25 protein-coding genes and 1 riboswitch are annotated in these 25,333 nt (G+C 36.6%); of the genes, 21 read left to right on the forward strand and 4 right to left on the reverse strand.

What is annotated here, in order from left to right; genetic code table 11:
- Window positions 1-200 precede the first annotated feature (200 nt).
- The 9 genes from mltG to IGK77_RS04615 all read left to right on the forward strand — a co-directional run bounded on the left by mltG (window position 201) and on the right by IGK77_RS04615 (window position 8,777).
- Entirely contained in the window at window positions 201-1,376 is a 1,176-nt protein-coding gene (gene mltG, locus IGK77_RS04575) for an endolytic transglycosylase MltG (protein ID WP_071865969.1), read from the forward strand.
- A 139-nt stretch (window positions 1,377-1,515) separates the two neighbouring features.
- Window positions 1,516-1,995: a transcription elongation factor GreA gene (gene greA / locus IGK77_RS04580; RefSeq protein WP_010735922.1), complete on the forward strand. Its 480-nt coding sequence runs from the start codon at window positions 1,516-1,518 to the stop codon at window positions 1,993-1,995.
- A gap of 180 nt (window positions 1,996-2,175) precedes the next feature.
- On the forward strand, window positions 2,176-2,907 hold the full coding sequence (liaF, locus tag IGK77_RS04585) for a cell wall-active antibiotics response protein LiaF (protein ID WP_019723159.1): 732 nt from the start codon (window positions 2,176-2,178) through the stop codon (window positions 2,905-2,907).
- Window positions 2,904-3,977, forward strand: a complete 1,074-nt coding sequence (gene liaS / locus IGK77_RS04590) for a two-component system sensor histidine kinase LiaS (RefSeq protein WP_019723158.1) — start codon at window positions 2,904-2,906, stop codon at window positions 3,975-3,977. Before liaF ends, liaS begins: the two co-directional genes overlap by 4 nt.
- The gene (locus IGK77_RS04595; RefSeq protein ID WP_071865970.1) at window positions 3,974-4,606 is read left to right on the forward strand and encodes a response regulator transcription factor; all 633 of its coding nucleotides are present in this window, start codon (window positions 3,974-3,976) and stop codon (window positions 4,604-4,606) included. Before liaS ends, IGK77_RS04595 begins: the two co-directional genes overlap by 4 nt.
- 121 nt (window positions 4,607-4,727) lie before the next feature.
- Window positions 4,728-4,903, forward strand: a riboswitch (M-box (ykoK) riboswitch).
- 144 nt (window positions 4,904-5,047) lie between these two features.
- Window positions 5,048-6,439, forward strand: a complete 1,392-nt coding sequence (gene mgtE, locus IGK77_RS04600) for a magnesium transporter (RefSeq protein ID WP_074799775.1) — start codon at window positions 5,048-5,050, stop codon at window positions 6,437-6,439.
- A 188-nt stretch (window positions 6,440-6,627) separates the two neighbouring features.
- Entirely contained in the window at window positions 6,628-7,293 is a 666-nt protein-coding gene (locus IGK77_RS04605; protein ID WP_010735916.1) for a potassium channel family protein, read from the forward strand.
- Window positions 7,294-7,308: 15 nt separating this feature from the next.
- A complete protein-coding gene (locus IGK77_RS04610) occupies window positions 7,309-7,611 on the forward strand; it encodes a HesB/YadR/YfhF family protein (protein ID WP_074799774.1) in 303 nt (100 codons plus the stop codon).
- 218 nt (window positions 7,612-7,829) lie between these two features.
- Complete coding sequence (locus IGK77_RS04615; protein WP_074799773.1) at window positions 7,830-8,777, forward strand: phosphoglycerate dehydrogenase; 948 nt, start codon at window positions 7,830-7,832, stop codon at window positions 8,775-8,777.
- 65 nt (window positions 8,778-8,842) lie between these two features.
- Here the strand turns inward: IGK77_RS04615 and IGK77_RS04620 are convergent, their stop codons facing one another.
- The gene (locus IGK77_RS04620; protein WP_074799772.1) at window positions 8,843-9,649 is read right to left on the reverse strand and encodes a DUF1189 domain-containing protein; all 807 of its coding nucleotides are present in this window, start codon (window positions 9,647-9,649) and stop codon (window positions 8,843-8,845) included.
- Window positions 9,650-9,837: 188 nt separating this feature from the next.
- Here IGK77_RS04620 and IGK77_RS04625 point away from each other — a divergent pair, with 188 nt between their 5' ends.
- The 3 genes from IGK77_RS04625 to IGK77_RS04635 all read left to right on the forward strand — a co-directional run bounded on the left by IGK77_RS04625 (window position 9,838) and on the right by IGK77_RS04635 (window position 11,323).
- Window positions 9,838-10,311, forward strand: a complete 474-nt coding sequence (locus tag IGK77_RS04625) for a GtrA family protein (RefSeq protein WP_074799771.1) — start codon at window positions 9,838-9,840, stop codon at window positions 10,309-10,311.
- Window positions 10,312-10,391: 80 nt separating this feature from the next.
- Entirely contained in the window at window positions 10,392-10,994 is a 603-nt protein-coding gene (locus IGK77_RS04630) for a superoxide dismutase (protein WP_074799770.1), read from the forward strand.
- A 128-nt stretch (window positions 10,995-11,122) separates the two neighbouring features.
- Window positions 11,123-11,323, forward strand: coding sequence for a cold-shock protein (locus tag IGK77_RS04635; RefSeq protein ID WP_010735910.1), 201 nt, complete (start codon window positions 11,123-11,125; stop codon window positions 11,321-11,323).
- Window positions 11,324-11,421: 98 nt separating this feature from the next.
- Here IGK77_RS04635 and IGK77_RS04640 read toward each other — a convergent pair whose 3' ends face one another.
- On the reverse strand, window positions 11,422-11,757 hold the full coding sequence (locus tag IGK77_RS04640) for a hypothetical protein (protein WP_256209269.1): 336 nt from the start codon (window positions 11,755-11,757) through the stop codon (window positions 11,422-11,424).
- Window positions 11,758-12,161: 404 nt separating this feature from the next.
- Between IGK77_RS04640 and IGK77_RS04645 the strand changes: the two genes are divergently transcribed.
- From IGK77_RS04645 to IGK77_RS04660, 4 genes are all read left to right on the forward strand, one after another.
- Window positions 12,162-13,376 carry an LCP family glycopolymer transferase gene (locus IGK77_RS04645; RefSeq protein ID WP_074799769.1) on the forward strand — a complete coding sequence of 405 codons (1,215 nt, stop codon included), beginning with the start codon at window positions 12,162-12,164 and terminating at the stop codon, window positions 13,374-13,376.
- Between the two features lie 402 nt (window positions 13,377-13,778).
- Entirely contained in the window at window positions 13,779-15,533 is a 1,755-nt protein-coding gene (locus tag IGK77_RS04650; protein WP_071865977.1) for a carbohydrate-binding protein, read from the forward strand.
- 536 nt (window positions 15,534-16,069) lie between these two features.
- Entirely contained in the window at window positions 16,070-16,696 is a 627-nt protein-coding gene (locus IGK77_RS04655) for a hypothetical protein (protein ID WP_071865978.1), read from the forward strand.
- A gap of 396 nt (window positions 16,697-17,092) precedes the next feature.
- Entirely contained in the window at window positions 17,093-17,353 is a 261-nt protein-coding gene (locus tag IGK77_RS04660) for an IS3 family transposase (RefSeq protein ID WP_074799768.1), read from the forward strand.
- A gap of 100 nt (window positions 17,354-17,453) precedes the next feature.
- Here IGK77_RS04660 and IGK77_RS04665 read toward each other — a convergent pair whose 3' ends face one another.
- Window positions 17,454-17,936, reverse strand: a complete 483-nt coding sequence (locus IGK77_RS04665; protein ID WP_074799767.1) for a TspO/MBR family protein — start codon at window positions 17,934-17,936, stop codon at window positions 17,454-17,456.
- Between the two features lie 367 nt (window positions 17,937-18,303).
- Here IGK77_RS04665 and IGK77_RS04670 point away from each other — a divergent pair, with 367 nt between their 5' ends.
- The 3 genes from IGK77_RS04670 (at window position 18,304) to IGK77_RS04680 (ending at window position 21,728) form a co-directional block, all read left to right on the forward strand.
- Window positions 18,304-19,854, forward strand: a complete 1,551-nt coding sequence (locus IGK77_RS04670; RefSeq protein ID WP_074799766.1) for a fibronectin type III domain-containing protein — start codon at window positions 18,304-18,306, stop codon at window positions 19,852-19,854.
- A 333-nt stretch (window positions 19,855-20,187) separates the two neighbouring features.
- Complete coding sequence (locus IGK77_RS04675) at window positions 20,188-20,796, forward strand: lytic polysaccharide monooxygenase (protein ID WP_375148118.1); 609 nt, start codon at window positions 20,188-20,190, stop codon at window positions 20,794-20,796.
- A 215-nt stretch (window positions 20,797-21,011) separates the two neighbouring features.
- The gene (locus tag IGK77_RS04680) at window positions 21,012-21,728 is read left to right on the forward strand and encodes a YcjF family protein (RefSeq protein WP_071865983.1); all 717 of its coding nucleotides are present in this window, start codon (window positions 21,012-21,014) and stop codon (window positions 21,726-21,728) included.
- 114 nt (window positions 21,729-21,842) lie between these two features.
- On the opposite strand, the gene rlmD is transcribed toward IGK77_RS04680, so the two are convergent.
- On the reverse strand, window positions 21,843-23,219 hold the full coding sequence (gene rlmD, locus IGK77_RS04685) for a 23S rRNA (uracil(1939)-C(5))-methyltransferase RlmD (RefSeq protein ID WP_115357459.1): 1,377 nt from the start codon (window positions 23,217-23,219) through the stop codon (window positions 21,843-21,845).
- A gap of 105 nt (window positions 23,220-23,324) precedes the next feature.
- Here rlmD and recX point away from each other — a divergent pair, with 105 nt between their 5' ends.
- Window positions 23,325-24,125, forward strand: a complete 801-nt coding sequence (gene recX / locus IGK77_RS04690; protein ID WP_071865985.1) for a recombination regulator RecX — start codon at window positions 23,325-23,327, stop codon at window positions 24,123-24,125.
- Complete coding sequence (mutY, locus tag IGK77_RS04695; protein WP_071865986.1) at window positions 24,118-25,302, forward strand: A/G-specific adenine glycosylase; 1,185 nt, start codon at window positions 24,118-24,120, stop codon at window positions 25,300-25,302. The genes recX and mutY overlap by 8 nt, the downstream gene beginning before the upstream one ends.
- Window positions 25,303-25,333: the final 31 nt, after the last annotated feature.

Consider the following 25,333-nt stretch of genomic DNA (forward strand, 5'->3'; position numbering starts at 1 on the left):
TGTCTAAGAGCTTAGTGATTAAATGAAGCAGATTATTGTTATTTAGTAAATAAGAATCATTTTATTTTCTATTTTAAGCCGAAGAGAATCGATTTACTACTTACAATTTTGACATAAGAATTGTTAAAAATAATTCACCTCTGCCTGAATTTCATGTATAATGAATAAAGTTATGAAGTTGATAGTAAGGAGGAGTTGTTTTGTCAGAAAACAAACAACATCCAGATGAGAAGAGACGACGACAAAAGAATGCAACTGATTCGACAGATGTAGTCAGTAAGCGAAAAGACCTACGTAAAAAAGAAGATAAAATCGTAGGAAAAATTATTTTAGTGATTGCGCTTACGTTGCTAATTATTGGATGTGTATTTGGTTTTACGGTCTATCGCTATATCGATAGTGGCTTAAAACCTTTAGACCCAGAGAATGAACAATTGGTTTCGATCGAAATCCCTAGTGGCTCTTCAAATAAGCAAATCGGAGAGATTTTAGAACAAGACCATATCATCAAGAGCGGTATCGTATTTAATTATTATACAAAATTTAAAAATATGACTGGCTTTCAGGCTGGCTTCTACCAATTAGCCCCTAACATGACGTTAGATGAAATCGGTAAACAGCTCCAAGAAGGTGGAACCTCAGAACCTACAGAAGTGGCAGATGGGAAAATCACGATACCAGAGGGATATGATGCAGAGCAGATTGCAGAACGAGTAGCTAAAATCACTGGAAAAGACAAGCAAGAATTTTTAGATCTACTAAAAAATGAAGCCTTTTTCACTGAGTTAACTCAAAAATATCCTGATTTATTAGAAAGTGCAGCTAAGGCAGAAAACACCAAGTATCGCTTAGAAGGTTACTTATTCCCAGCGACTTATGATTACTATAAAGATATGTCACTCAAAGATTTGATCATTCAGATGGTCAATAAAACGAATACCGTGTTACAACCATACTTCTCTACGATCAAGCAGCAAAATCATACGGTTCAAGAAATCATGACACTTGCTTCATTGATCGAAAAAGAAGGCGTATCTGAATCAGACCGTAAAAATATTGCTAGAGTTTTCTTTAATCGGATTGACATAGGGATGCCATTACAATCAGATATTTCTATTTTATATGCGTTAGGCGAACACAAAGAATTTGTCTCTTATGAAGATACGGCAGTCGATTCACCATATAATCTGTATACAAATAAGGGATATGGGCCAGGACCATTCAACAGCCCAAGTGAAGCAGCTATTCAAGCTGTGATTGAACCTGCAGAGAATGATTATTATTATTTCGTCGCAGATATCTCTACAGGTGAGGTTTATTTTGCAAAAACATATGAAGAGCATATGGAATTAGTACAAAAATACGTAAATAATTAAAATTGAGCGTTATCTGTAACTTTATTTATTTTTAGAAAAACATTTACATTTTAGAAAAAGCATGGTAATCTTTTTTGGACTGTAGTCCGTAAAAGATTACCTTTTGCGGTATTCCATAGAAAAAGGAGAAGAGTTATACATGGTAGAAAAAGTATATCCTATGACGCTTGAAGGAAAAGCGAAATTAGAGCAAGAATTAGAAGAATTAAAAACAGTTAAACGGGGAGAAATCATTGAACGAATCAAGATCGCCCGTGGCTTTGGTGATTTATCTGAGAACTCAGAATATGAAGCAGCTAAAGATGAACAAGCTTTCGTAGAAGGACGTATCACGACAATCGAGAATATGATCCGTTTTGCACAGATCATTGACAATGATGGCGTTGATTCGGATGAAGTATCTATTGGTAAAACAGTGACGTTCATTGAGTTACCAGATGGTGAAGAAGAAGAGTATACGATCGTGGGAAGTGCTGAGGCAGATCCTTTCTCAGGAAAGATCTCAAATGATTCCCCGATCGCACAAGCTTTGATCGGCAAATATAAAAATGATGAAGTAACGATTTCAACACCTGGTGGCGATATGCAAGTAAAAATCGTCAAGGTCGCGCAAGCATAAGTTGAAATGTAGACACAGATAATCAATTATTGGTTTGTCTATACAAGAAGGTCTGGGACCATGACACAAAGTCCCAGGCCTTTTACTGTAGAAAGCGATAGTTACATCTAAAGTCCTATAGCATCTCAAAACAAAAATAGGTATGATAAAAAAGAGAATGAAAAGGAAAGGAGAATAGCGATGAATAGCTCTTGGCGCTTTTTTATAGTAGTAGAAGCCTTACTATTGATCTTTGCAGTTTGGCAAATCGTAAATAATGTTGAATTATTACTATTAGTTTTATTTGGTATTTTTAATATCTATCTTGCATTGCGAAAATCACCGAGATCGGGGTTTCAAAATTTTCAATTTGTACTAGGTGGACTAGTTATTTTTTTCAGTTTGATCAATAGTCCTGCGCTGTGGGTAATGGCAGTCTTTGCTGTCTTGTTCATTGGTCTTAAAGGTGTAGAGATTTCTGGGATCGATCTAACAAAAAATGCTTTTTGGCGAAAAAAACAAATCATTATGGTTCAAACAGAGCAAGTGAAGTCCCACAATAATGAACGAAAAAAACAACAATTATTCGGTAATCAGCGAATTGGTAATGATGTGTATGAATGGGATGATATCAATATCGCTCTACTTTCAGGAGATACGATCATCGATTTAGGGAACACCTTGTTACCTAAAGACGATAATATCGTTATCGTCAGAAAAGGAATCGGTCGGACACGCATTTTAGTTCCATTAGGGATTGCAATCAGTCTCGAACATGCAACGTTAGTAGGAAATGTACAATTTGAAGAAGAACAATTTGCATTGAAGAACGAGTCGATTAAAATCTATAGTAACGATTACGATGAAAATCCACGTCGTTTAAAAATCATTACGAACACATTACTTGGGGATATTGAGGTGATTCGAGCATGATTGAGAAACTTTCTCGACCGATGCTAGCTATTTATGCTTCGATCGCCTCATTTATCGTCATTTTATTTTCATTTTTTACTTATTTTTACGCAAGTAATCAAACTCATTTTTGGCGTACTTTATTAAGTGCCAGAATTTTATATGTACCATTGATCTTTCACTTATTAGCGATTTCTTCAGGTGTCGGTTTGATTGTTTTTTTGATTGTCTCTCTTTTACAAAAAGCACGTTATGGGAAAATCGAAGAACAATTACGGGCAATTTCTTCCGGTAACTATGAAGCAAAAGTTTTAAATGATTCCTTACCAAGTGCATCTGACGATATATATGTCAAAGAAATTGAAAAAGAAATCACTAAAATCAAAGAAAAAATGATCGAAGTATCAAGTGAACTTCAAATATTGACGAGTCGACCTCAATACGTTGATGGACAAACAAAAGAAGAAATCTTAGAATTAGAAAGACATCGTTTAGCGCGTGAGCTACATGATTCGGTTTCCCAGCAATTATTTGCAGCGATGATGATGATGTCTGCTTTGACGGAACAAGCCGAAAAAAGTGATACGCCTGAAATGTTTCGTAAACAACTAAGAATGGTAGCAGATATCATCAATGCTTCACAATCTGAAATGCGTGCGTTGCTACTACATTTGCGACCAGTCAACCTTGAAGAGAAAAGTTTGAAACAAGGGATTGAACAATTATTAAAAGAATTAAAAAACAAGATACAAATTGCATTGAAATGGGATATTGAAGATATCACTTTGTCTGATTCGATTGAAGATCATCTCTTTCGGATCGTTCAAGAACTACTTTCAAATACGTTGCGTCATGCAAAAGCAAATGAATTAGAAGTGTATCTGCATAAAATCGATAATAACCTTTTATTACGAGTGATCGATGACGGTACTGGCTTCAATATGAATGAAACAAAAACCGGTAGCTACGGACTAAACAATATCAGAGAACGTGTAGCAGGTATTGGTGGAACAGTAAAAATCATTAGTTTCAAAGGACAAGGGACAAGTGTGGAAATCAAAGTTCCTTTAATAAAGGAGGCGGAAAAATGATAAAAGTATTACTAGTCGATGATCATGAAATGGTACGTTTAGGGGTTTCTTCCTATTTGTCGATCCAAGAAGATATCGAAGTGATCGGAGAAGCAGAAGATGGGCGACAAGGTTACGAAAAAGCCATGGAACTTCGTCCGGACGTGATTCTAATGGATTTAGTCATGGAAGAAATGGACGGGATCGAATCTACAAAAGCAATCCTCAAAGATTGGCCAGAAGCAAAAATCATTATTGTTACGAGTTTTATTGATGATGAGAAAGTATATCCAGCTATTGAAGCTGGCGCAACAGGCTACTTACTTAAAACATCGACGGCCCATGAAATCGCCGATGCGATCCGTGCGACTCAAAGAGGTGAACGAGTGCTTGAACCTGAAGTAACCTCTAAAATGATGGAAAAAATGAGTCGACGTAATGAGCCAATCTTGCACGATGATTTGACGAATCGTGAAAATGAGATTCTTATGTTGATCTCTGAAGGAAAGAGCAATCAAGAAATCGCTGACGAGTTGTTTATTACTTTGAAAACAGTCAAAACACATGTTTCTAATATTTTAGCGAAATTAGAAGTGGAAGATCGTACCCAAGCTGCCATATACGCGTTCAAACATGGGTTGGTAAAGTAAAAAGAAGCAAAATAATGAATGTACAACTATATTGGGATACGATTAACTATATTACAGATTATTTTTATCAAATATTAATCCTCTTATTGACAAAAACCAATTTTACCTGTAGGGTTTAATTATAAAAACTTGTTAGGTGAGGCTCCTAAAAGAACACAGGCTACTGCCCTTAAACGTCGAGAGACGCCACAGGGTATAACAGGCAACGTCGGCTTAAGGCGTGCTTAACGTAGCTATCTGGATTATATTTCCAGAATTACGTCTTTTAGTGCTAAAGCTCAGACGAGAAGTTCGTTCAGGTAAACATTGGTACCATTTTGATGGGATCTTATGAGACGGCTTCTTTTGGAGGCCGTCTTTTTTATGCACTTCCTGTTTTTCTAAACGAATCCATCCAACAAGTTTATATCGAAAAAACGATGTAACAAAGGAGAATGCGAGATGAGAACATTAAATGATACAAATAACCTAGAAACACAATTGAAGATTCTTAATTATCTTGAGCAAAAAAAGCTTGAAGAATTGAAGAACTATTTAGCAACGATCGAGAAAGTGGAATTGATCCAACTATTTGTTACGCTACCTTTAGATAAACAAGTGCTGGTCTTTCGATTATTATCAAAAGACAAAGCCCTCGAAATCTTTGAAACATTTGAACCGTCTGTCCAACAAGATTTGCTTCGTTCGTTTACGGATGATGGAGTGATTGAATTTGTGAATGAGATGGCTCCAGATGATCGGGTAAGGTTGTTTTACGAACTACCAGCAAGTGTAACTAAAAAACTATTGGCAGAGCTTTCTGAAGAAGAGCGAGCAACAACGAATCGATTGATGGGCTATGAACATGAGACGGCTGGGCGGATCATGACGACTGAATTTATTTCAATTAAAAAAGAAATGACTGTTGAAGAAGCACTGCATAAAATCAGAAAATTAGCGAAAGAAATGGAAACAATCTATATTTTGTATGTGACAGATATGGCGAAAAAAATTGAAGGAGTACTATCATTAAAGGATCTAGTCATTGCAGAAAGTGATCAACGGATTGAAGAAATCATGATCAAGCACGTCGCTTATGTAACCACAGATACAGATCAGGAAGAAACTGCACGATTGTTACAAGAGTTAGATTTGATCGCTATTCCTGTCGTGGATAAAGAAACACGACTAGTAGGTATTGTGACAGTGGATGACGCCATCGATGTCTTAGAGCAAGAAACGACCGAGGATATGTTCAATGCTGCTGGTTTAGCAGACGTCGCCTCTGTAGAAGCTGATCGTAGTACAGTACTGATTAACGGCAGTCTTTGGCAAATCTGGAAAGTCCGCTTGCCTTTCTTAGCGATCACATTAGTTGCAGGGATGTTAGCTGGTCTAGTGATCGATGAGTTTGAACAAACGTTAGAATCAGTGGCCGCTGTTGCTATTTTTATTCCTTTGATCATGGATATGGGTGGGAATGTAGGGACGCAATCATCGACGGTTTTTGTTCGCGGATTATCTTTAGGACATATTGATCTCAACACGTTTATCAAGCACTTTTTGAAAGAAACAGGTATTGGTCTAAGTTTAGGGATTGTTGTAGGTATCGTATCTGGAATAGTTGCTTCTGTGTGGCAAGGGATACCATTGTTAGGTGTAGCTGTGGGGATCTCTCTGGTCTTTGCAATGACCTTAGCTGCCGCCCTTGGTTTTTTGATTCCTTTTATCTTATTGAAATTGAATATTGATCAAGCTGCTGGATCTGCACCAATCATTACCTCGATCAAAGATATTGCTGGGTTATTTATTTACTTTATTTCAGTTAACGTATTCTTAGGCTACCTATTGTAGGAATAATTAGTATATTATAGGCATATCTTTTTAGTAGAAACATCAAGGAATATTCTATGATCTACCAGAGTAGCCCTTCTTTTGATCCTCCATAAAAATTAGGGGTTTCCGTAAAGAAAAGCAGGGTTGCTTTTGTTTTTAGAGTGGCTTTGCTATACTTGAAATGGAATGGAAAAAGGAGGAGAAAAGTGAAACAGAATTTTGCAATCGTAGGACTTGGACGTTTTGGTGGCAGTATCTGTCGTACGTTAGTCGAAGCTGGTCAAGAAGTTTTAGCCATTGATAGCAGTGAAGATCGCGTGAATGAATATATGAATATCGCAACACATGCAGTGGTTGCGAATGCACAAGATGAAATGACTCTACGGTCTTTAGGAATCAGAAATTTTGATCATGTGATCGTAGCAATTGGAGAAGACATCCAAGCAAGTATTTTAGTGACTCTGATGGTCAAAGAAATGGGTGTTCCGAATATCTTAGCGAAAGCACAAAATGAGTATCATGCTCGTGTTCTTGAAAAGATCGGTGCAGATCGTGTTGTTCATCCTGAGAGGGATATGGGGATACGGATCGCACATAATCTTGTTTCTAAAAATATTTTGGATTATTTAGAGCTGTCAGACAAATTTTCGCTCGCTGAGATTCGGGTATCCAACCCTAAGTTCTTTAATAAAACGTTAGCAGAACTAAATTTCAGACAGCGATTTGATTTGACTGTAGTAGCCATCCGGCGTTTCGATCGTTCTGTCGTGGTGTCACCAGCCGCTGACGAGTATGTACGTGAAAATGATAATTTACTTGTTATCGGAGAAACAGAAGATGTAGATATACTTGATGACAAAATGAATCAATAAAAAGGGGCTCATCACATGCAATTAACAATAACGGACAAAGCAAAAGAATGGTTTCAAGAAGAGGTAGATTTACCTGAAAATTATGGTATCCGTTTTTTTGGGAAAGTATATGGCAAAACAGAAGTACATGAGGGATTTTCAATCGGTATGTCTGTGGAGTTACCAGAACGTCCGATGAAACAAGAAACGATCGATGGTCTATTATTCTTTATTGATGAAGCCGATGATTGGTTCTTCAAAGGCTATGATCTGGTTGTTGATTATGATCCACAATTAGAGGAACCAACGTATCATTTCCAAGAAACAGCAGATGTATAAGGTGAGAGATAGTCTTTATCTTTAGGAAAATAAGCCTGACGAACGAAAAGTAAGTTTTACTTACTTTCGGATTGTTAGGCTTTTTTTTTTAGACAGTCAAACGCTGATTCATTTTTACTAGGTTCATTATAGAAAAAAGTCGTTCAAGGTATAAAGTGCATCATACTTCATTCTTTTGAGGGTTTAAGCTAGACTAATAAGTAGAGAGGATGGGTGTGATGACAAAAAAAATAATTTATTCAGTACGTTCGTTTCGTGAAGAATTTATCGAAAAGATCAAAGAAATAGCACCAGAATATTCATTTCAAACGGAAGTAGCATCCGACGAACTTTCTGAAATAGCAATCAGTATCGGTTGGAACGGCGATTATCAAGAAGGTATATTCGCTTCTGATCGCTTAAAGTGGGTCCAATCGATTTCTGCCGGGGTAGATAATCTTCCATTAAACGAATTCGCCGAAAAAGATATCTTACTTTCCAATGCAAGTGGTATCCATGTAGAATCGATTAGTGAGCATGTGATGGGCATTATTTTAGGCTATTCACGTGGATTGTTTCAAGCCCAACGAGCGCAGTTCCATAAAGATTGGCTAGGATCAGAGATCCATTATCAAGCATTGGCAGATCAAAAATTACTAATTATTGGAACTGGACATATTGGAAAAAAATTGGCACAACATGCAGCTGTATTTGGTTTGGAATGTATCGGCATCAACACATCTGGACATCCAGTAGAGGGCTTCAAAGAGACTTATCCATTAGATAAATTAAAAGAAATCTTGCCGAAAGCAACGATTGTGGTGAATATCTTACCTTTGACAGATCAGACAAAAGGATTGTTTGACACAAAAGTATTTGAAGCTTTTGATAAAGAAGCGCTATTCATCAATGTAGGACGTGGGCCTTCTGTAAAAACATCTGATTTAATAGCTGCGTTAGACGATGGACAACTTGCTTTTGCGGCTTTAGATGTGTTTGAAGAAGAACCATTAGCGAAAGATAGTCCATTATGGGAAAGAGAAGATGTATTGATCACGTCACACATTGCAGGTCAGACACCACATTTCCAAACAAAGTTTATGGATATTTTTCTAAAAAACTTAAAATCCTACGTAGAAAAAACAGAATTAGAAGTAAATGAAATCGATTTGAATGAAGGTTATTAAAGGTTATTAAATGAAAAAGAATCTCTAGAAGAGGTATGTAGTGACTACCTCTCCCAGAGATTCTTTTATTTTGGCAATTGGATTTTTGGCCAGCCTTTGACTGCTTGAGCAAAAATGAATATACCCGCAAATGCAATAAACGCTGTTGTATCAAAAGTTGGTACAAAAATCATCAGAATCGTTGCAATAACAGTAGGTAATGAAATCGCATAGATCATTGTTTTTAGACAATCGAGAAAAGTTACTTTAGCCAAACGTAATCTTGCGTAAACATAAGCTGCAAAATTGGCCATAAGTAAAGTGATGATCAAATTTAAAAAGCTAGGATAAATGGAAATCAAAAATACTAAAGCTTTGATCCAAAAAGGGATCGTTGCTTCACTTAATGTACTACGTAAGCTTTCACCTGTTAGATTTTTTAAGGTATTATTCGTATACTCAATTTCAAATTGATTGTTGTTCAACAATGCCGAAGTCGTGCCAGTATTCGGTAAAGCTAATACCAATTTATCCTTTAAGAGACCGACACTTAGGAAATTCCCTATCAAATCTGAAGAGATATCTTCAGGGGTACGTTTTCCTTCGGGATCAAAGGTAAAGATGATCGAATCCGTTTGATAAATAAAACCATCATTTGTTGGCGAATCGATTTGTCCGTCACGAATCTTAAAATCTGGAATTTCAGATGCGATTTTTTGACCATCGGATTTGATCGTGTCTAGCACTTGAAAAATTTGGTAAGAAATAGGTAATGCCATTAGTATACTTAAACATAAAAGATAGACTAATGATTTTCCAAATGATACGTTTTTAGCATTTTTAAGCTCGGTGAATCGAGCAAATGAGCTAATGATTAATTGTTTTGTTGTCATAATTACTCCTTCTGTAGAATTGTCATCACTAGCAATTCTAGCGGAGTATGCTATGAATTACAAGAGTTCTAAAACATTCTCTCACGATAGATAAGGTTATATTCTTATTGTTCATTGTTTTCTAGAGATGAAAATTGTTAGCAGATAGAGTATGATAGGAAAGAATGATAAATAAGGTAGGTAGAAAAATGAAGATTTATGTTCAATTTAAAAGCTATTTAGAAAGTAAAGGGTATTGGGAAGTTTTCATCTATCTATTTTTTGGTGGATTAGCAACGATTGTCAATTTTGTCAGTTATGCAATCGCGCAACAAATCTTCCAGTTATCGATGCCCATTTCGAATACGATTTCTTGGATTTGTTCTGTTCTGTTTGCATTTGTCACCAATAAGGTATGGGTCTTTCGATCAAAATCTCCTAGTTATACGCATTTGTTTATTGAGTTTGGAAAATTTGTTTTTTACCGAATCGTTTCTTATGGACTAGACATGGGCGCCATGTTCTTGATGATCAAAGGATTGGAAATGAATGATTATGTGGCTAAAATCATTACACAGGTTTTAGTCGTATTGGCAAATTATGTCTTTAGCAAATTATTTATTTTCAATAAGACAGAAATTATCGAAGAGCCAGTAGAAACCAGTAAAAAATTGGAAGACTAGGCATAACAATTGAAGAATTCCCCTCACTTTGTTACTCTTTTAGTGTAAAGAGACCCAACAACTATGAGGAGGAATTTTTTATGACTTACACATTACCAGATCTACCCTATGCATTTGATGCATTAGAACCATATATTGACGAAGAAACGATGCATTTGCATCATGACAAACATCACAATACTTATGTGACAAACTTAAATGCAGCGATCGAAAAATATCCTGAACTAGGTGAAAAAACAATAGAAGAATTGGTTTCAGACATGGATGCTATTCCATCTGACATTCAAACTGCTGTACGTAATAATGGTGGTGGACATGCGAACCATTCATTCTTCTGGAAAATCATGGCACCAAATGCTGGTGGCGAACCAACAGGAGCAATCAAAGACGCAATTAATGAAACATTCGGCGATTTTGCAACATTCAAAGAAGAATTCAAAAAAGCAGCAGCAGGACGTTTCGGTTCTGGCTGGGCTTGGTTAGTACTTGAAGATGGCAAACTTGCCATCACTTCTACTGCCAACCAAGATTCACCATTGATGGAAGGCAAGAAACCTGTTCTAGGTTTAGATGTATGGGAACATGCTTACTACTTGAAATACAAAAATGTACGTCCTGACTACATTGAAGCTTTCTGGAATGTTGTGAATTGGGATGAAGTGAACAAGCATTTCGCAGGATAAAATAGCTTTCTTCCATTTGCCATGCAATTTAGAAAATTAACGGGGCAATGCTTGCGAGCGTTTTCTAAATTCGGTATAATGTTTGTGCAAGGGTTACTTGCAAGAACTTTTTTGGAGGCTATATATTTATGGAACACGGTACAGTAAAATGGTTCAACAATGAAAAAGGATTTGGGTTTATTACAGTAGACGGTGGAGACGATGTATTCGTACATTTCTCAGCAATCCAAGGCGATGGCTTCAAAAGCTTAGAAGAAGGCCAAGAAGTAGAATTTTCTATCGTTGAAGGTGCGCGCGGTCCTCAAGCTGCTGAAGTATCTAAATTATAAGATCATGTTGACGAAAAAAGAAGATACGGCTTGCCGTATCTTCTTTTTGTTTTTTTATTTTCTTTTTCTGGAAAAAATGGTTTTACAAGAAAAATTAGTTATTTTTGCTTATCACCATACATCATTTCTTTGATTTTTTGGACTAAGTGCTTATTTTCTGAAGCAGAAAGGTCATTGCGGATGGTAATATAAGGAATTTCATCTTCATAACTGATTATTTTGGTGGGGGCTTCAGTTGTACGAATAATCAAGTCAGGATTTAGCAATAATTCATTTGTGAAAAGGACATTCAAATACAAACGTAATTGGTCTTGTAAAACTTTTACATATAATAATTCGATACTTAGTGGATAATCACTTTCTAATTTCACTTTGATCTCTTTATCAAAAAATGTGGGTGGGGCAATGACTAAAAATGCTTCGATCTCTCGCATATGGAGAGCTACTAGAATGTTTTAACAATATTTACTTGAACAATCACTTACAACAAATAAAAAAAGACGGAGAGAACGGAGAAGTTGTTTTATTTCCTGATTTCTCCGCTTTTTTTTGCTGGAAATGCTTAATAGGAAGGCATAAACAAAGTTAAAAAAACTAGTTTTTTTAATTTATTGAACAAAAAATCATAAAAATCCAATAAAACGTATAAAAAGAATCGCTTTCTTTCTTTTCTGTTTATGCGCCCTATGGTATGATAATTAAGAATTTTACAAAAAATACATATAAATCACGAAGATAAACACTATTTTTTAAAGTTTTATTAGGATTAAGTAGTTGGATTGCTGAATGATTGGGTGTATGAGAGAATAATCAAGAATATGTATGATAGAGGTGTAGTATGAAGCGGTGGCAAAAAGTGATATTGACTTTATTGGGAATAATCGTACTTCTCATCGGCGGAGTTTCAGCTTATGGAATCAAGTTTATGGGTGAAGCGAGCCAAACAGTCAATCGGATTTCAAAACAATCTGATCGTGTATCAGCAAAACGTGACGATCGAGTAAGCATTGATGATCAAGAACCCTTTTCAGTATTATTATTAGGATTAGATACAGGAGGCCTTGGACGAACAGAACAAGGGAGATCCGATACGATGATGGTCGTGACCGTCAATCCACAACAAAAGAAATCAACGATCATTAGTTTGGACCGAGATATCTATACGAATATCGTCGGATATGGGACGGTCGATAAGTTGAACCATGCCTATGCATTTGGTGGTGTAGAGATGGCGATGGATTCAATCGAACAATTACTTGATATCCCTATTGACCACTATGTCACGATCAATTTGGATGGTATGAAAGACTTGATCGATGCAGTAGGTGGGATCGAGATCGACAATAAAATCGACTTTACTTTAGATGGCGTCCATGTTCCAGAAGGAAAACAAACAGTTGATGGTGAAAAAGGGTTGGCGTATGCAAGAATGCGTCATGAAGATCCTGAAGGTGACATTGGTCGACAAGCACGTCAACGAGAAGTTGTGACGAAAATCGTCAATAAAGTAGTCAGTCTTGATGGCGTAAGTAACTATCGAAAACTTTTAGATGCGGCAGGCAACAATGTGACTACTGATTTGGATTGGGATGACATGCTAGATATTGCAACAAATTATACCTCTGCTTTCCAAACGATCAAGCAAGACCAACTAAAAGGAAAAGACACGACGATCAATGATGTGTACTACCAAATACTAGGTCAAAATGACTTATTATCGATCCAAAACCAATTGAAAAAACAATTAGAGATCAAACCAAGTGATACGTTGCCTAACTTAAAAAATGATAATGCCTATATGATGTTTTATGATGACTCAGAAAATGGTGATGGAGATTCCACTGCTAATACCACGACCAGTGAGACATCTGAGTATTCACAAGATACGTACAATCAATATGGCACTGATGGGTATGGTCAGCAGTCGGTCTACTCAGAAGACACCTCTCAATACTACGACCCGAATCAGTATAACCAGCAACAAGATTATGACCCATACGGCGGTCAGCAAAATGATCAAAGCACAGAAACTTGGACAGGCAATGGCTATTAACAAGTTTTGTTCATATGATTTATCCAATAAATAAAACAAGTAGATATCGAAAATGAAGGATATATCCTTTATTTTCGATATTTTTTGTTTTATTTTATTTTTTATTTAGTTATTTTTCGTTTGTTTTAAATGTTTTTCTTATAACAAAAAAACATTTTGGAATCATTGGTGGATTTTTTTGATTGCAGAAATGTCTTAAAAGCATTTGTTTATTAGATGTTTTACGCTATTTAAATCAAAATCGAGTAATCTTTTATATTTTGATTTTTATACTCAAAATTAAAAAACACTAATTCTTATTTAAAAATGTTATATTTTTAGTTTTTATTTGTTATGATATCGTTGTGCAAGAGGGGAATACATAGCACGAAATAAAATTGTTGATGGGGGATATACATACTAATGAAAAGAAATGTTCGTCTAAAGAAATTATTGGCTGGTGCTGCATTATGCAGTCTGCTAGTAGCACCGTTGTTTTTGAATGAACAACAAAGTGCAGCAACAGAACAAACAATCAAAACAACACCTGATTTTGGTGTAGGTCAAGGTATTGAATGGCCAGAACAAGTCGTTGCACCATTTGTCGATATGACGGCTTATACGTCAGGTACAGAGTTATCGAATAATGGCGCGTTGAATCTAGCGGCGATCGCAAAGGAAACAGGGCAAAAATTCTTTAATTTAGGATTTATGCAAGCAAAAGGAATCAAAGATGGTAAGATCGATTGGGCGTGGGGCGGATTTGCCGGATTGAGTGAGAACGACAGTGATCAATGGCAATATGAAGGCATTAAAAAAACAATCCGTGAATTAAGAGCGGTCGGTGGAGATGCTGCTGTTTCATTTGGTGGATTGAACACAGGTGCTTTCTGGGAAGTCAGCCATGATGAAGATATGCTTTATGATGCTTATATGGAAGTGGTTCAAGGATATGGCTTTACTCGTGTAGATTTTGACGTGGAAGCAGGGGCGATGGGCTATACAGAAAACTTACTCAATGCGAAAGCAGTCAAACGACTACAAGATACTACAGGAGTGCAAGTAACATTAACATTACCTGTTATGCCGACTGGTTTGATTTCGACTGGACTAGCCGTATTGCAAGCTTATTTAGAAGCGGGTGTCGATTTGACCAATGTCAATATTATGACGATGTGTTATGGTCCGAGTGTCACTGATTATGCACAAGGATCATTAGATGCGGTCGACAATACAATGGTCCAATTGAAGAATCATTATCGCCAATATGCTGGTATCACTTTGACTGATGAAGAAGCTTATGCAAAATTAGGTACAACTCCTTCGATTGGTTTTGAGAACGAACAACATCCATACTTCACGACAGAAATGTTCAATCAAGTTGTCGAACATGCAAGAGAACGTAAAATAGGAATGGTTTCTTATTGGTCGATGAACCGTGATGCAAAAACAGATGGTGGACAAGGGCAAATAAAGAACCAATTTGAATTCTTGAAAGTGAGTGAAGCATTTGCTGAAGGTAATGAGGGCGGCGGAAGCGAAACTCCGGAAGATAAAGAAAAACCATCTGTTCCGACAAATCTTTCTGTTGGGAACATCACAAAAAATAGTGCGCATATCAACTGGACGGCGGCGACTGACAATGACCGTGTGGCAAAATATAACTTGAGATTAGTAGGGAATGGACAAACGATCAATGTTACGACTACTTCTCTTTCATACGCGTTTACAAACTTAAAAGATGATACAGAATATACGGTAGAAATCAATGCAGAAGATCGTTCTGGAAATATTTCGGATACGGCAAAAGTTGCATTCACAACTTTAGCGAATGTAGTAGATCCAGGGGAGCCGGGCGAACCAGGAGAAGCTCCTGCATGGGAGGCGACAAAAGTTTACCTAAGTGGTGATGTTGTTTCTTATAAAGGTGCATTATACCGTGCCAAATATTGGACACAAAACAGTATTCCAAGTGAGTCAGGTTTGTATGGTCCTTGGGAATTGATTTCAGGAACGCCAGAAGGTGGCGATGAGATCGCCGCGTGGGAAGCGAATAAAGTTTATGTACAAGGAAATCGAGTGACGTATAATGGGATCGTTTATGAAGCGCAATATTGGACACAAAACAACAAGCCAAGCGAATCTGGATTGTACGGTCCTTGGAAACAGGTTGGATAAAATACCAATTAATAGTTAATAAAAAAACTACGTGAATTGCTCACGTAGCTTTTTTTATGCTAATAATAAGTCTGTTACACCCAATTTTATATAGTTGAGGTCGGTATTATCGAATAAAGTGAATAAAGAAATTTCCTCTAACTTTAAAAAAAGTGTAAACAGGGAAAAGAAATCCGAATTTTTAGACATTATATTTGAATCTCCAAATCATCAGTTGTTTCTAAAGTAAAGGCTATAAAAATCGGACTATTTATATTTTTTGGTTATTATTCATTTTAATTATTTTTTAATCTAAAACAAATGTTTATTGATAATTATTATTTATCTTTAAATGAAATTATATTAAGACCCTATTTAATAACTTTTTTCAGTTTTTCTAAATTAAAAAAACTCTAAATAGGTTAAAATAAGGTTATATAAAAATTATAAAACATTCATATTATAAATAAAGATATTACTTTTTTGTTATTTCGTTGCTATGATGGATGTGTGAGATAGCTATCACAAAAAAATAAAATCGCAAGGAGGAATTGCAGATGAAAAAAATTGTTTTATTAATTGGTATGTTCATTTTAGGAGGAGCTTTTTTTACGATAAATGTCAATGCGGAAGCGGATAATTCACATCCTGTAAGTACAAATGGGAATCGACTTCGCTATAATACGCCATATCGTTTAAGAGACAAGAATTTACCTCATCGAAATCCTGTGACATTTGAAGCGTGGGCGAGCTATGACTACGCAATATTCGGTCATTATACAAGGCCTGGTTATCGAGGTGGAACGCCGATTATTATTGAAAGCACAACTGGGAAAACGGGATTCATTGATTCAAATGATCCAATAGCTATTCGATCAACGAGTTCAAATTGGGGTGGTTGGGTCTATTGGGATGTGACGAATTCTTATTTAGCTAATTCAGTCTGGTTTACAAACAGACGTGTGCCAATCGGTCATTTAGTTGGGAATTCCCGAGATCGTTCAGTAGGAATCGGTGGTATGACGTTTAGTTCAAATTTAGGGTTTCCGTTGCCTACATATTTGGAGTTGGGTGGATCCGATGCAAATAAGCCTTGGATGACATTTAGAACAGTAACGCAAAATCAGCTTATAATGCCACCTATAAACGTTAGAAGGACACCGTTTTTATTAACTGATGCATAAGGAGTATAGGTCTCGCTGTGTTCTTGAAGTATCACTTGAATGGAAGCGTGTATTGAATAGTAAAAAGCGATGAATTGTTAAGTAATTACATAATAAGTTCGAACTGTTGATCAATAAAAAATAAATATGACAGAAGTGATTAGCTAAAAATGGGCTCTTCGTCAAGTTGTGTTGATGGATCCAATCGAAAATGGTGTACAGACGTAATCAAATTGCACGATGGAGATGGGAAAAAGCCTATTTAAGTGCATTCGTCGATCTCTATGATCGTTCGATTATCTCTTGGGAACTAGGTCATTCAGACAATAATTTACTTGTCGGGAATACGATAAAAAAGCAACGTATAAGAACTCTGGTGTACGACCATTCCCTCATAGTGATCGCGGATTTCAATACATGTCTTATGACTATAAGAAACTTGAAAAAAATATAAGTTCAACAAAAGTATTTCTCGAATGGGGTGTTGTCTGGATAATCAACCGATTGAAACTTTGTTGGGAAACATTTAAAGAGAGAAAGTTTCATCAAGAAAGCTATCAGAGCTTTGAAGAGGAAAAGAAATCTGTAAGTAAATATATGCGGTACTATAATAACTACCGCTATTCGGAATCTTTAAATGCGCTTTCTCGGAAGGGGTTTAGAAAACAAACTGCATGAAAATAGGAATCGAGACACTCGATTCCTATTTTCATGCAGTTTGTTTTTTTCACTGTCTACTTGACGGGAGCCAATTCAACATTTTGCTAGATAGGCTTTATTAATTCAAAATAAAAATCGCGTAATTCAAGATAGATGCAAAAAACACCCATAAATAGTAAGGGATCGTCAACCACATTGCTGTGCGATTGTGCAGCCATAAATGATAGACCAAAGCTGTTAAGAAAATCATTAATAAAGTGATATCGATTGCTGAAATCAAAGTATTTCGAAGGTTGAAGAATAAAGCTGACCATAAAAGGTTGAAGATGAATTGAATAGTAAAGAGCCATAGTAGTTTAGAGCGGTGTTTTTGATTTTGTGTATTTAGAATAAAGTACAAAGAAATGCCTATTAAAATATAGAGGACCGTCCACATAGGACCAAAAATCCAACTAGGTGGTGCAAAAGCTGGGAGTTGTAACGAGTAATAATATCTTCCTGGATTGCCGCTAAGAATGCCAGATAAAAATCCTAGAGCAACGATTCCGATAATGCAAACCCACAAACGATAATCTTTTAATCGATTGATAGTGTATACCATAAAAAAAACTCCTTTCTTTAGACAGTTTAACATAATTATTTATAACATCACCTATTTATGACTTGTAATTTTTTAAGTTATTTTAAAAAATGTTAATATAGCGTACATATTGACCAGAATAAATTAGTAACGGGGTGATTAAATCGTTGTTTAAAGCTATTTTAAGTTGATTTTAAAACGTTGTTGCAATACCGAACATTTTCGTTTTTACTTTTTTATTTAACTATAAAACGGAGATAAAACGATTAAATAACCTTAATTTTTTATTTGTTTTTGTTATATTATTTTGAGTTATCTGATATTATAAAATTTGTAATCGATTACGAACAAGGGAAATGAATTAGTTGAATGGGGAGAGTTTAAAAAAATGAAGAAAAAAAGTATAAAAAGATTATTAGCTGGAGCGGCTTTGTGTAGCTTATTGGTTGCACCGTTGTTTTTAAATGAAGAGCAAGGAGCGGCAACAGAGCAAACAGTTCGCGCAACACCTGATTTTGGTGTAGGTCAAGGGATCGAGTGGCCAGAACAAGTCGTAGCACCATTTGTAGATATCACGGCGTATACTTCAGATGAAGTGCTGTCAAATAAAGGTGCCTTGAATATGGCAGCAATTACTAGAGAAACAGGTCAACGTTTCTTTAATCTAGGGTTTATGCAAGCTAGAGGAATCAAAAATGGTAAACTTGATTGGGCTTGGGGAAGTTTCAATGGTTTAAGTGAAAGTGATAGTGACCAATGGCAATATGAAGGAATCAAGCAATCGATCCGTGAGTTAAGAGAAGTAGGCGGAGATGCAGCTGTGTCATTTGGCGGATTAAATTCTGGTGCCTTCTGGGAAGTAACGCAAGATGAAGATATGCTTTATGATGCTTACATGGAAGTAATCCAAGGTTATGGTTTTACACGTATTGACTTTGACGTAGAAGCGGCTGCTATGGGGTACCACGAAAATTTAGCAAATGCGAAAGCAGTAAAACGATTACAAGATGCAACTGGGGTTGATGTGACGTTGACATTACCAGTTATGCCTACAGGATTGATCTCAACAGGATTATCTGTCTTGCAAGCTTATTTAGAAGCGGGTGTTGACTTAACTAACGTGAATATCATGACGATGTGTTATGGATCAAGTGTGACGGACTATGCGCAAGGTTCATTAGATGCGGTAGACAATACAATGGTCCAATTGAAAAATCACTACAAACAATACGCTGGTAAAACATTAACGGATGAGCAAGCTTATGCAAAATTAGGTACGACTCCTTCTGTAGGTTTTGAAAATGAACAACATCCTTACTTTACAACAGATATGTTCAACTTGGTTGTACAACATGCCAAAGAACGCAAAATCGGTATGGTATCATATTGGTCTATGAACCGTGATGCAAAAGTGGACGGCGGACAAGGGCAAGTGAAAAACCAATATGAATTCTTAACTGTCGGTCAAAGTTTTACAGATGGTTCTGAAATGCCTGAAGATACACAAAACCCATCAACACCGACAAATGTAGGTTCAGATTTCATTACGACACAGCGTGCGCGTATCAATTGGACAGCGTCAACGGATAATGACCGCATTGCTCGTTATAATCTTAAATTAACTGGTGCAGGCGAAACAGTATCAGCGACAACGATGGCTGTGTCTCATACCTTTGAAAACTTGAAGAGCAATACGACTTACACAGTTGAAGTGATTGCAGAAGACCGTTCTGGAAATGTTTCGGATGCAGCAACTTATACTTTTACTACGCTTGAAGAATCAGAATCTACTCTACCCGCTTGGGACCCTGCAACAGTTTACTTAGGTGGAGAGCGTGTTACATATGAAGGGCTGATCTATGAAGCGAACTACTGGACGCAAAATGATATTCCAAGTGAATCTGGTCCGTATGGTCCTTGGAAACTTGTAACTAAATAACCTGTATTTTTCATATTACTCCATAAATAAAATGATAAATTGTAAAAAATATTAATAACTTGTATTAAAAAATGATATTTAAGTTATTATTGATATAGATATGTAAAAGAAGAGAGCCTAAAATAAGCTCTCTTCTTTTTATTGAAAAAACAATATGCATAACGAAACATTAAGAAAATATTAAGTGTATAATAAAATCATTTAGGTGATTAACTATCTTTAGTGTCAATGAAACCCTATTAAATCAATCTTTAAATCTTTTTTTGAAATCATTTCAACTAAAATAAAGTTATAAAAGCATAACGTTTGTTTTTATTTTAGAAAACGTTTACAATGAACCTATCAAATATAGGAGGTTCAGTTATGAAAAAGTTTAGTGTTATGATGTTCGTAGGAATTGTTATGTTAGGTTTGTTTGGCTTTGGTACATCTGGTTATGCACATGGTTATGTAACATCTCCAGGGAGTCGTGCCTATTTCGGTACAGCAGCTGCAGGTAATTTGAATCAAAACGTTGGACGCGCACAATGGGAACCACAAAGTATTGAAGCGCCTAAAAATACATTTATCGATGGAAAAATCGCAAGTGCAGGTGTTAGCGGGTTTGAACCATTAGATGAACAGACAGCAAATCGTTGGCATAAAAGTGTAATTAATGCTGGTCCTTTGAATATCACTTGGAACTTAACTGCACAACATCGTACAAGTACTTGGGATTACTATATTACAAAACCAGGTTGGAACCAAAATCAACCTTTGAAATTCAGCGATTTTGAATTGATCACAAAAATCGATGATAAAGCAACAGTTCCACCAAAAACAGTAAATCAAACAATTACTGTTCCTCAAGATAGAAAAGGCTACAACGTGATTTTAGCTGTTTGGAATATTTCAGATACAACAAATGCGTTCTATCAAGTAATTGATGTCAATGTTCAATAGACAAACTTTGAAGAGAAACCTTTTTAACTGATCATATAAAAGAACACCCATGAAGTGACTCTCATTTTCACTTCATGGGTGTTTATTTGTATGTTCGAACCATCTAAAATAAAAAGAGCGAGGTTCGATAATGATCCCATTTTTTGGCGAACTTCAGGTTGTATTGTATGATAGAGATAAGGACACCAAAAGGGTAGGGTTACGGAGGAAATCAAATGAAAAAATTTTTACGAAAAAAAAAGAAAAACAAAGAATCGATTGAAGATACTGTAATCGAAAACGAAGAAATAAAAGTAGAAGAAACATTGGAGCAAACGCCTGAGGAACAAAAAGAATTTGCTTCCTTTTTTGCTGAAACAATGAAAAGACTTCCTCAAAAAACATCCGCGGCTATTTTACGAAATTTTGATTCGTCAAAAAGCAAAGCGGAACAAACATTAGCAAAGAGTAAAACACAGTTCGACCGTCTATTTGAAGAATTCTTAAAAGGGGTAGACGAACCCTTACGTAGAAAATGCCATGCAACGATTCATGCGGCCTCTTTGACAGCGGCGATCATCGGTTGTTCACCGATCCCTTTTTCAGATGCTTTTTTACTTGTACCAGTTCAGCTAACGATGATGGGACGTCTCCACAAGTTATTTGGACAATCATGGTCTGAATCATTAGGTAAAAGTGTCTCAAAAGAGTTGATCGTTGTTAGTTTAGGTAGAAGTGCAGTAGGGAATATCATTAAGATCATTCCGGCAGTAGGTACAGTGGCTGGTGCAGCGATCAACGCAACAGTCGCTAGTACGATCACTGAGTCATTAGGTTGGATCACAGTAAAAATGCTGAATGATGGCGAAGATATTTTTGATGATGTCATGTCTTTCAAAGGGCAAGTTCAAACACTTTTTACTTTATTGAAACGAAAAAAACAAATGAAATAAGGTTTGATCAGAAATAATCGGATAAAAAATAAGCATTGACCTCTGAAATAGTTTTGACTATTAAGCAGAGAGAAATGCTTATTTTTTTTAAGGATTCTGGCTGGCGCTATTGAATTATTTTTTTGTTAATTTCACGACGACTTCACAGCGTGCTGTTTGAGGGAACATGTCGACAGACTGTAGATACTCGACGTGAAATACTTTCGCTAATTGGACGAGGTCTCTTGCTAAAGTCGAAACGTTGCAAGAAATATAAACTAATTTTTGCGGTGGATTTTTTAAAATTGCTTGGATCAACTGATCATCCAAACCAGTACGTGGCGGATCAACGATGATCCCATCCGGACGAAAGCCTTCATTCAACCACTTTGGTAAGAGCTCTTCCGCCGTTCCCACTTCATAACGAGTATTCTCATATCCTAAACGTTGTGCGTTTTTCTGTGCATCTGCAATGGCTTGAGGGATGGTATCCATTCCGCGTACTTCTTTTGCTTTGTTTGCCACACTCAAACCAATTGTCCCAACACCACAATAAGCATCTACGATCGTTTCTTCTGGTTGGATGGCTAAAGCTTTGATTCCTTCGCCGTATAAGACTTCTGTTTGTTGAGGATTCAACTGGAAAAAGGCACGAGGTGAAAGATCAAAAGTTACTTCATTGATCCGTTCCTCAATGGCTTCTTTTCCCCAAAGGTGTTTTGTTTCGTCACCCATCACAAGAGAGGTTTTTAAAGGCTGCACGTTTTGCATGATCGAAACGACTTCAGGGAGTTGTTGATTGATCTCGCGAATCAGGGCATTTTTTTGTGGGAATTTTTGACTCCTAGTGATAAAAACAACTTGTAGCTCACCTGTCTGTATACCCACTCGGACCATGATCGTGCGGAAAATCCCGCTATCCGCACGTTCATCATAAATCGGTAAATCATATTTATTCAATAAATCGACGACTGTATTCATCACTTTTTGTGTCGCAGGCTCTTGCACTAAACAATCAGTGATCGCTACTAAGTCATGAGAATTGGCTTGATAGAGCCCAGCTTCGATTTTGTCTGTCTGTTTATTTTTTCTCAATTGAAATTGTGCTTTATTCCGATAACGCCAAGGATCATCCATTCCAATCGTTGGTAAAAGTGGATACTCACGATAACCGGCGGGTTTGAATTTTTCTAAGGATTGCAAAAGCAAATCTTTTTTGAAATCGAGTTGTGCATGGTACGCTAAATGTTGCAATTGGCAACCACCACATTCATAGTAGACTGGACATGGAGCAGTCACACGGTCACTACTTGTTTTTTTGACTTTAACGAGTTGTCCTTCGGCATAGCGAGGGGTCGCTTTGGTGATCTTCACTAGGACTTCTTCTTTAGGAAGGGCATAAGGAACAAAAACGATCATGCGTTTAAAGTAGCCGATTCCTTCTCCGTTGATCCCTAAACGTTTGATTTTTAATGTGATCGTTTGGCCGTTTTTAACAATTGCTTCTGGCATAGGTATCTCCCTTTTTATCATTATGTGGCTATATTCTAACATATTATAGCGAAAGTTGGGGATTTTCTATGTTATGATAGGAATATATGTTCGAGGAGGGATAGTTTGCTTTCTATTGCAAGAATCAGTAAAGGCAAGGGGCCTTTTTATCAGATTGATCTGTCAGATGGCGAAACACTACAAGTATCAGAAGATATTTTAGTACGCTATCGTTTATTAAAAGGACAAGAATTGACAGAAGATAAATTAGCTGAAATCAAAAAGAGTACAGGTTATGATTTTGGCTTACAGCAAGCATTGAATTATTTGAGTTATCAACTAAGAACGGAAAAAGAAATTCGGATCTATTTAAAAGACAAAGAAATAGGACAAGAAGACCGTCATAAAATCGTTGAAAAATTAAAAGAATTAGGCCTGATTGACGATCTGACATTTGGTGAAAGTTACGTCCGTACGAATATGCGTTTGAGTGACAAAGGACCAAAAAAATTGGCACAACAAATGCAACAAAAAGGGCTATCACCAGAAGTGATCGAGCAGTCTTTAAGCCAGTATCCATTTGACGAGCAAGTAGAAAATGCGCGACAAACAGCAGAAAAGACTTATGAAAAAAATCGTGCCAAAAGTCAAAAGGATCTATTACGGAATATCCAACAGAAGTTGATGACAAAAGGATTTACCAATGATGTGATCCAAGAAGCGATGCAAACATTACCCCAAGAAACCGATCCAGAAGCTGAATACGAGCTTTTAGTACAACAAGGGGAGAAAATCTGGCGTAAGAATAGTCGCTTTGAACCTCAGAAGAGAAAGATGAAAGTAAAGCAGAGTCTCTATCAAAAAGGCTTTGATTTTGAGATGATCCAGCGCTTTATTTTAGAAAAGGAAGAAGAAGCAAGTGAGTAGAGAATGGGAAAACTGGTCCTTAGAAAAAACAAAAGAATTTCAAGAACGTTTTATTGAATGGTATGAGCTTGAAAAGAGAAATCTCCCTTGGCGTTATAATCAAGACCCTTATCGTATTTGGATATCAGAAATCATGTTGCAACAAACCAGAGTCGATACAGTCATTGATTATTTTTATCGCTTTATGGAGTGGTTCCCAACCATCGAAGCGTTGGCGCAAGCACCTGAAGAAAAACTGTTGAAAGCTTGGGAAGGCTTAGGTTACTACTCGAGGGCCAGAAATATTCAAGCTGCTGCAAAACAAATCATGGAAGATTTTGACGGAAAGATGCCACAAACACCGGAAGAAATCAGTACATTAAAAGGGATCGGTCCTTATACGACAGGGGCAATCGCAAGTATTGCTTTTGGGGTACCTGAACCAGCGATCGATGGAAATGTCATGCGTGTGGTTAGTCGGCTGTTCTGTATTGAAGAAGATATTGCGAAAGCATCAAGTCGCAAAGTATTTGATCAAGCCATGCGGAAAATCATTGACGAAGAGCATCCGGGTGAGTTCAATCAAGCATTGATGGATCTTGGCTCAGCAATCTGCACGCCGACCTCGCCTAAATGTGAGGAATGCCCGATCCAAGCTTTTTGTTTAGCAAAAGAAAAAGGGATTCAAACCGCCTATCCTGTCAAAACAAAAAAAGCAAAGCCGCGAGATGTTTATTATGTTTGTGCCGCGATTGAAAACGCAGAAAGTGCTTTTTATTTTGAACAACGAGATCAACAAAAATTACTGGCTGATATGTGGACATTTCCGATGGTAGAAGTAACGAAAGAGGTATACGAAAAACTAGAAACAGACTGGCAACCTAAGAACGAAATCAGTTTATTCGATGAGGTTTTAGTCGCTGAAGATGGTGCTTCAGTATTGCCTTTTGCTCATGCGGACAAAGTCGTATGGCAAAAACGTCACTTAGGGGAAGTGACGCATATCTTCAGTCATTTGAAATGGCATGTTTTATTATTTTATGGTCGGTTGCCTAAGACTGAAAAAGACCTATCTGAGACTGGCAAACAGACGCAGTGGCTGATACCAGAAGCATTTGAACAAGTAGTTTTCCCAAAAGTGCAAATGAAGCTCATCCAGCAGTTGGATAAAAATCGAAACAATAGTAATCCTTTCTAGGCAAAGATGATTTTTATTGCTATAATAATTA

Source organism: Enterococcus sp. DIV0806c, assembly GCF_051710905.1.
Lineage (GTDB): Bacteria > Bacillota > Bacilli > Lactobacillales > Enterococcaceae > Enterococcus_B > Enterococcus_B mundtii.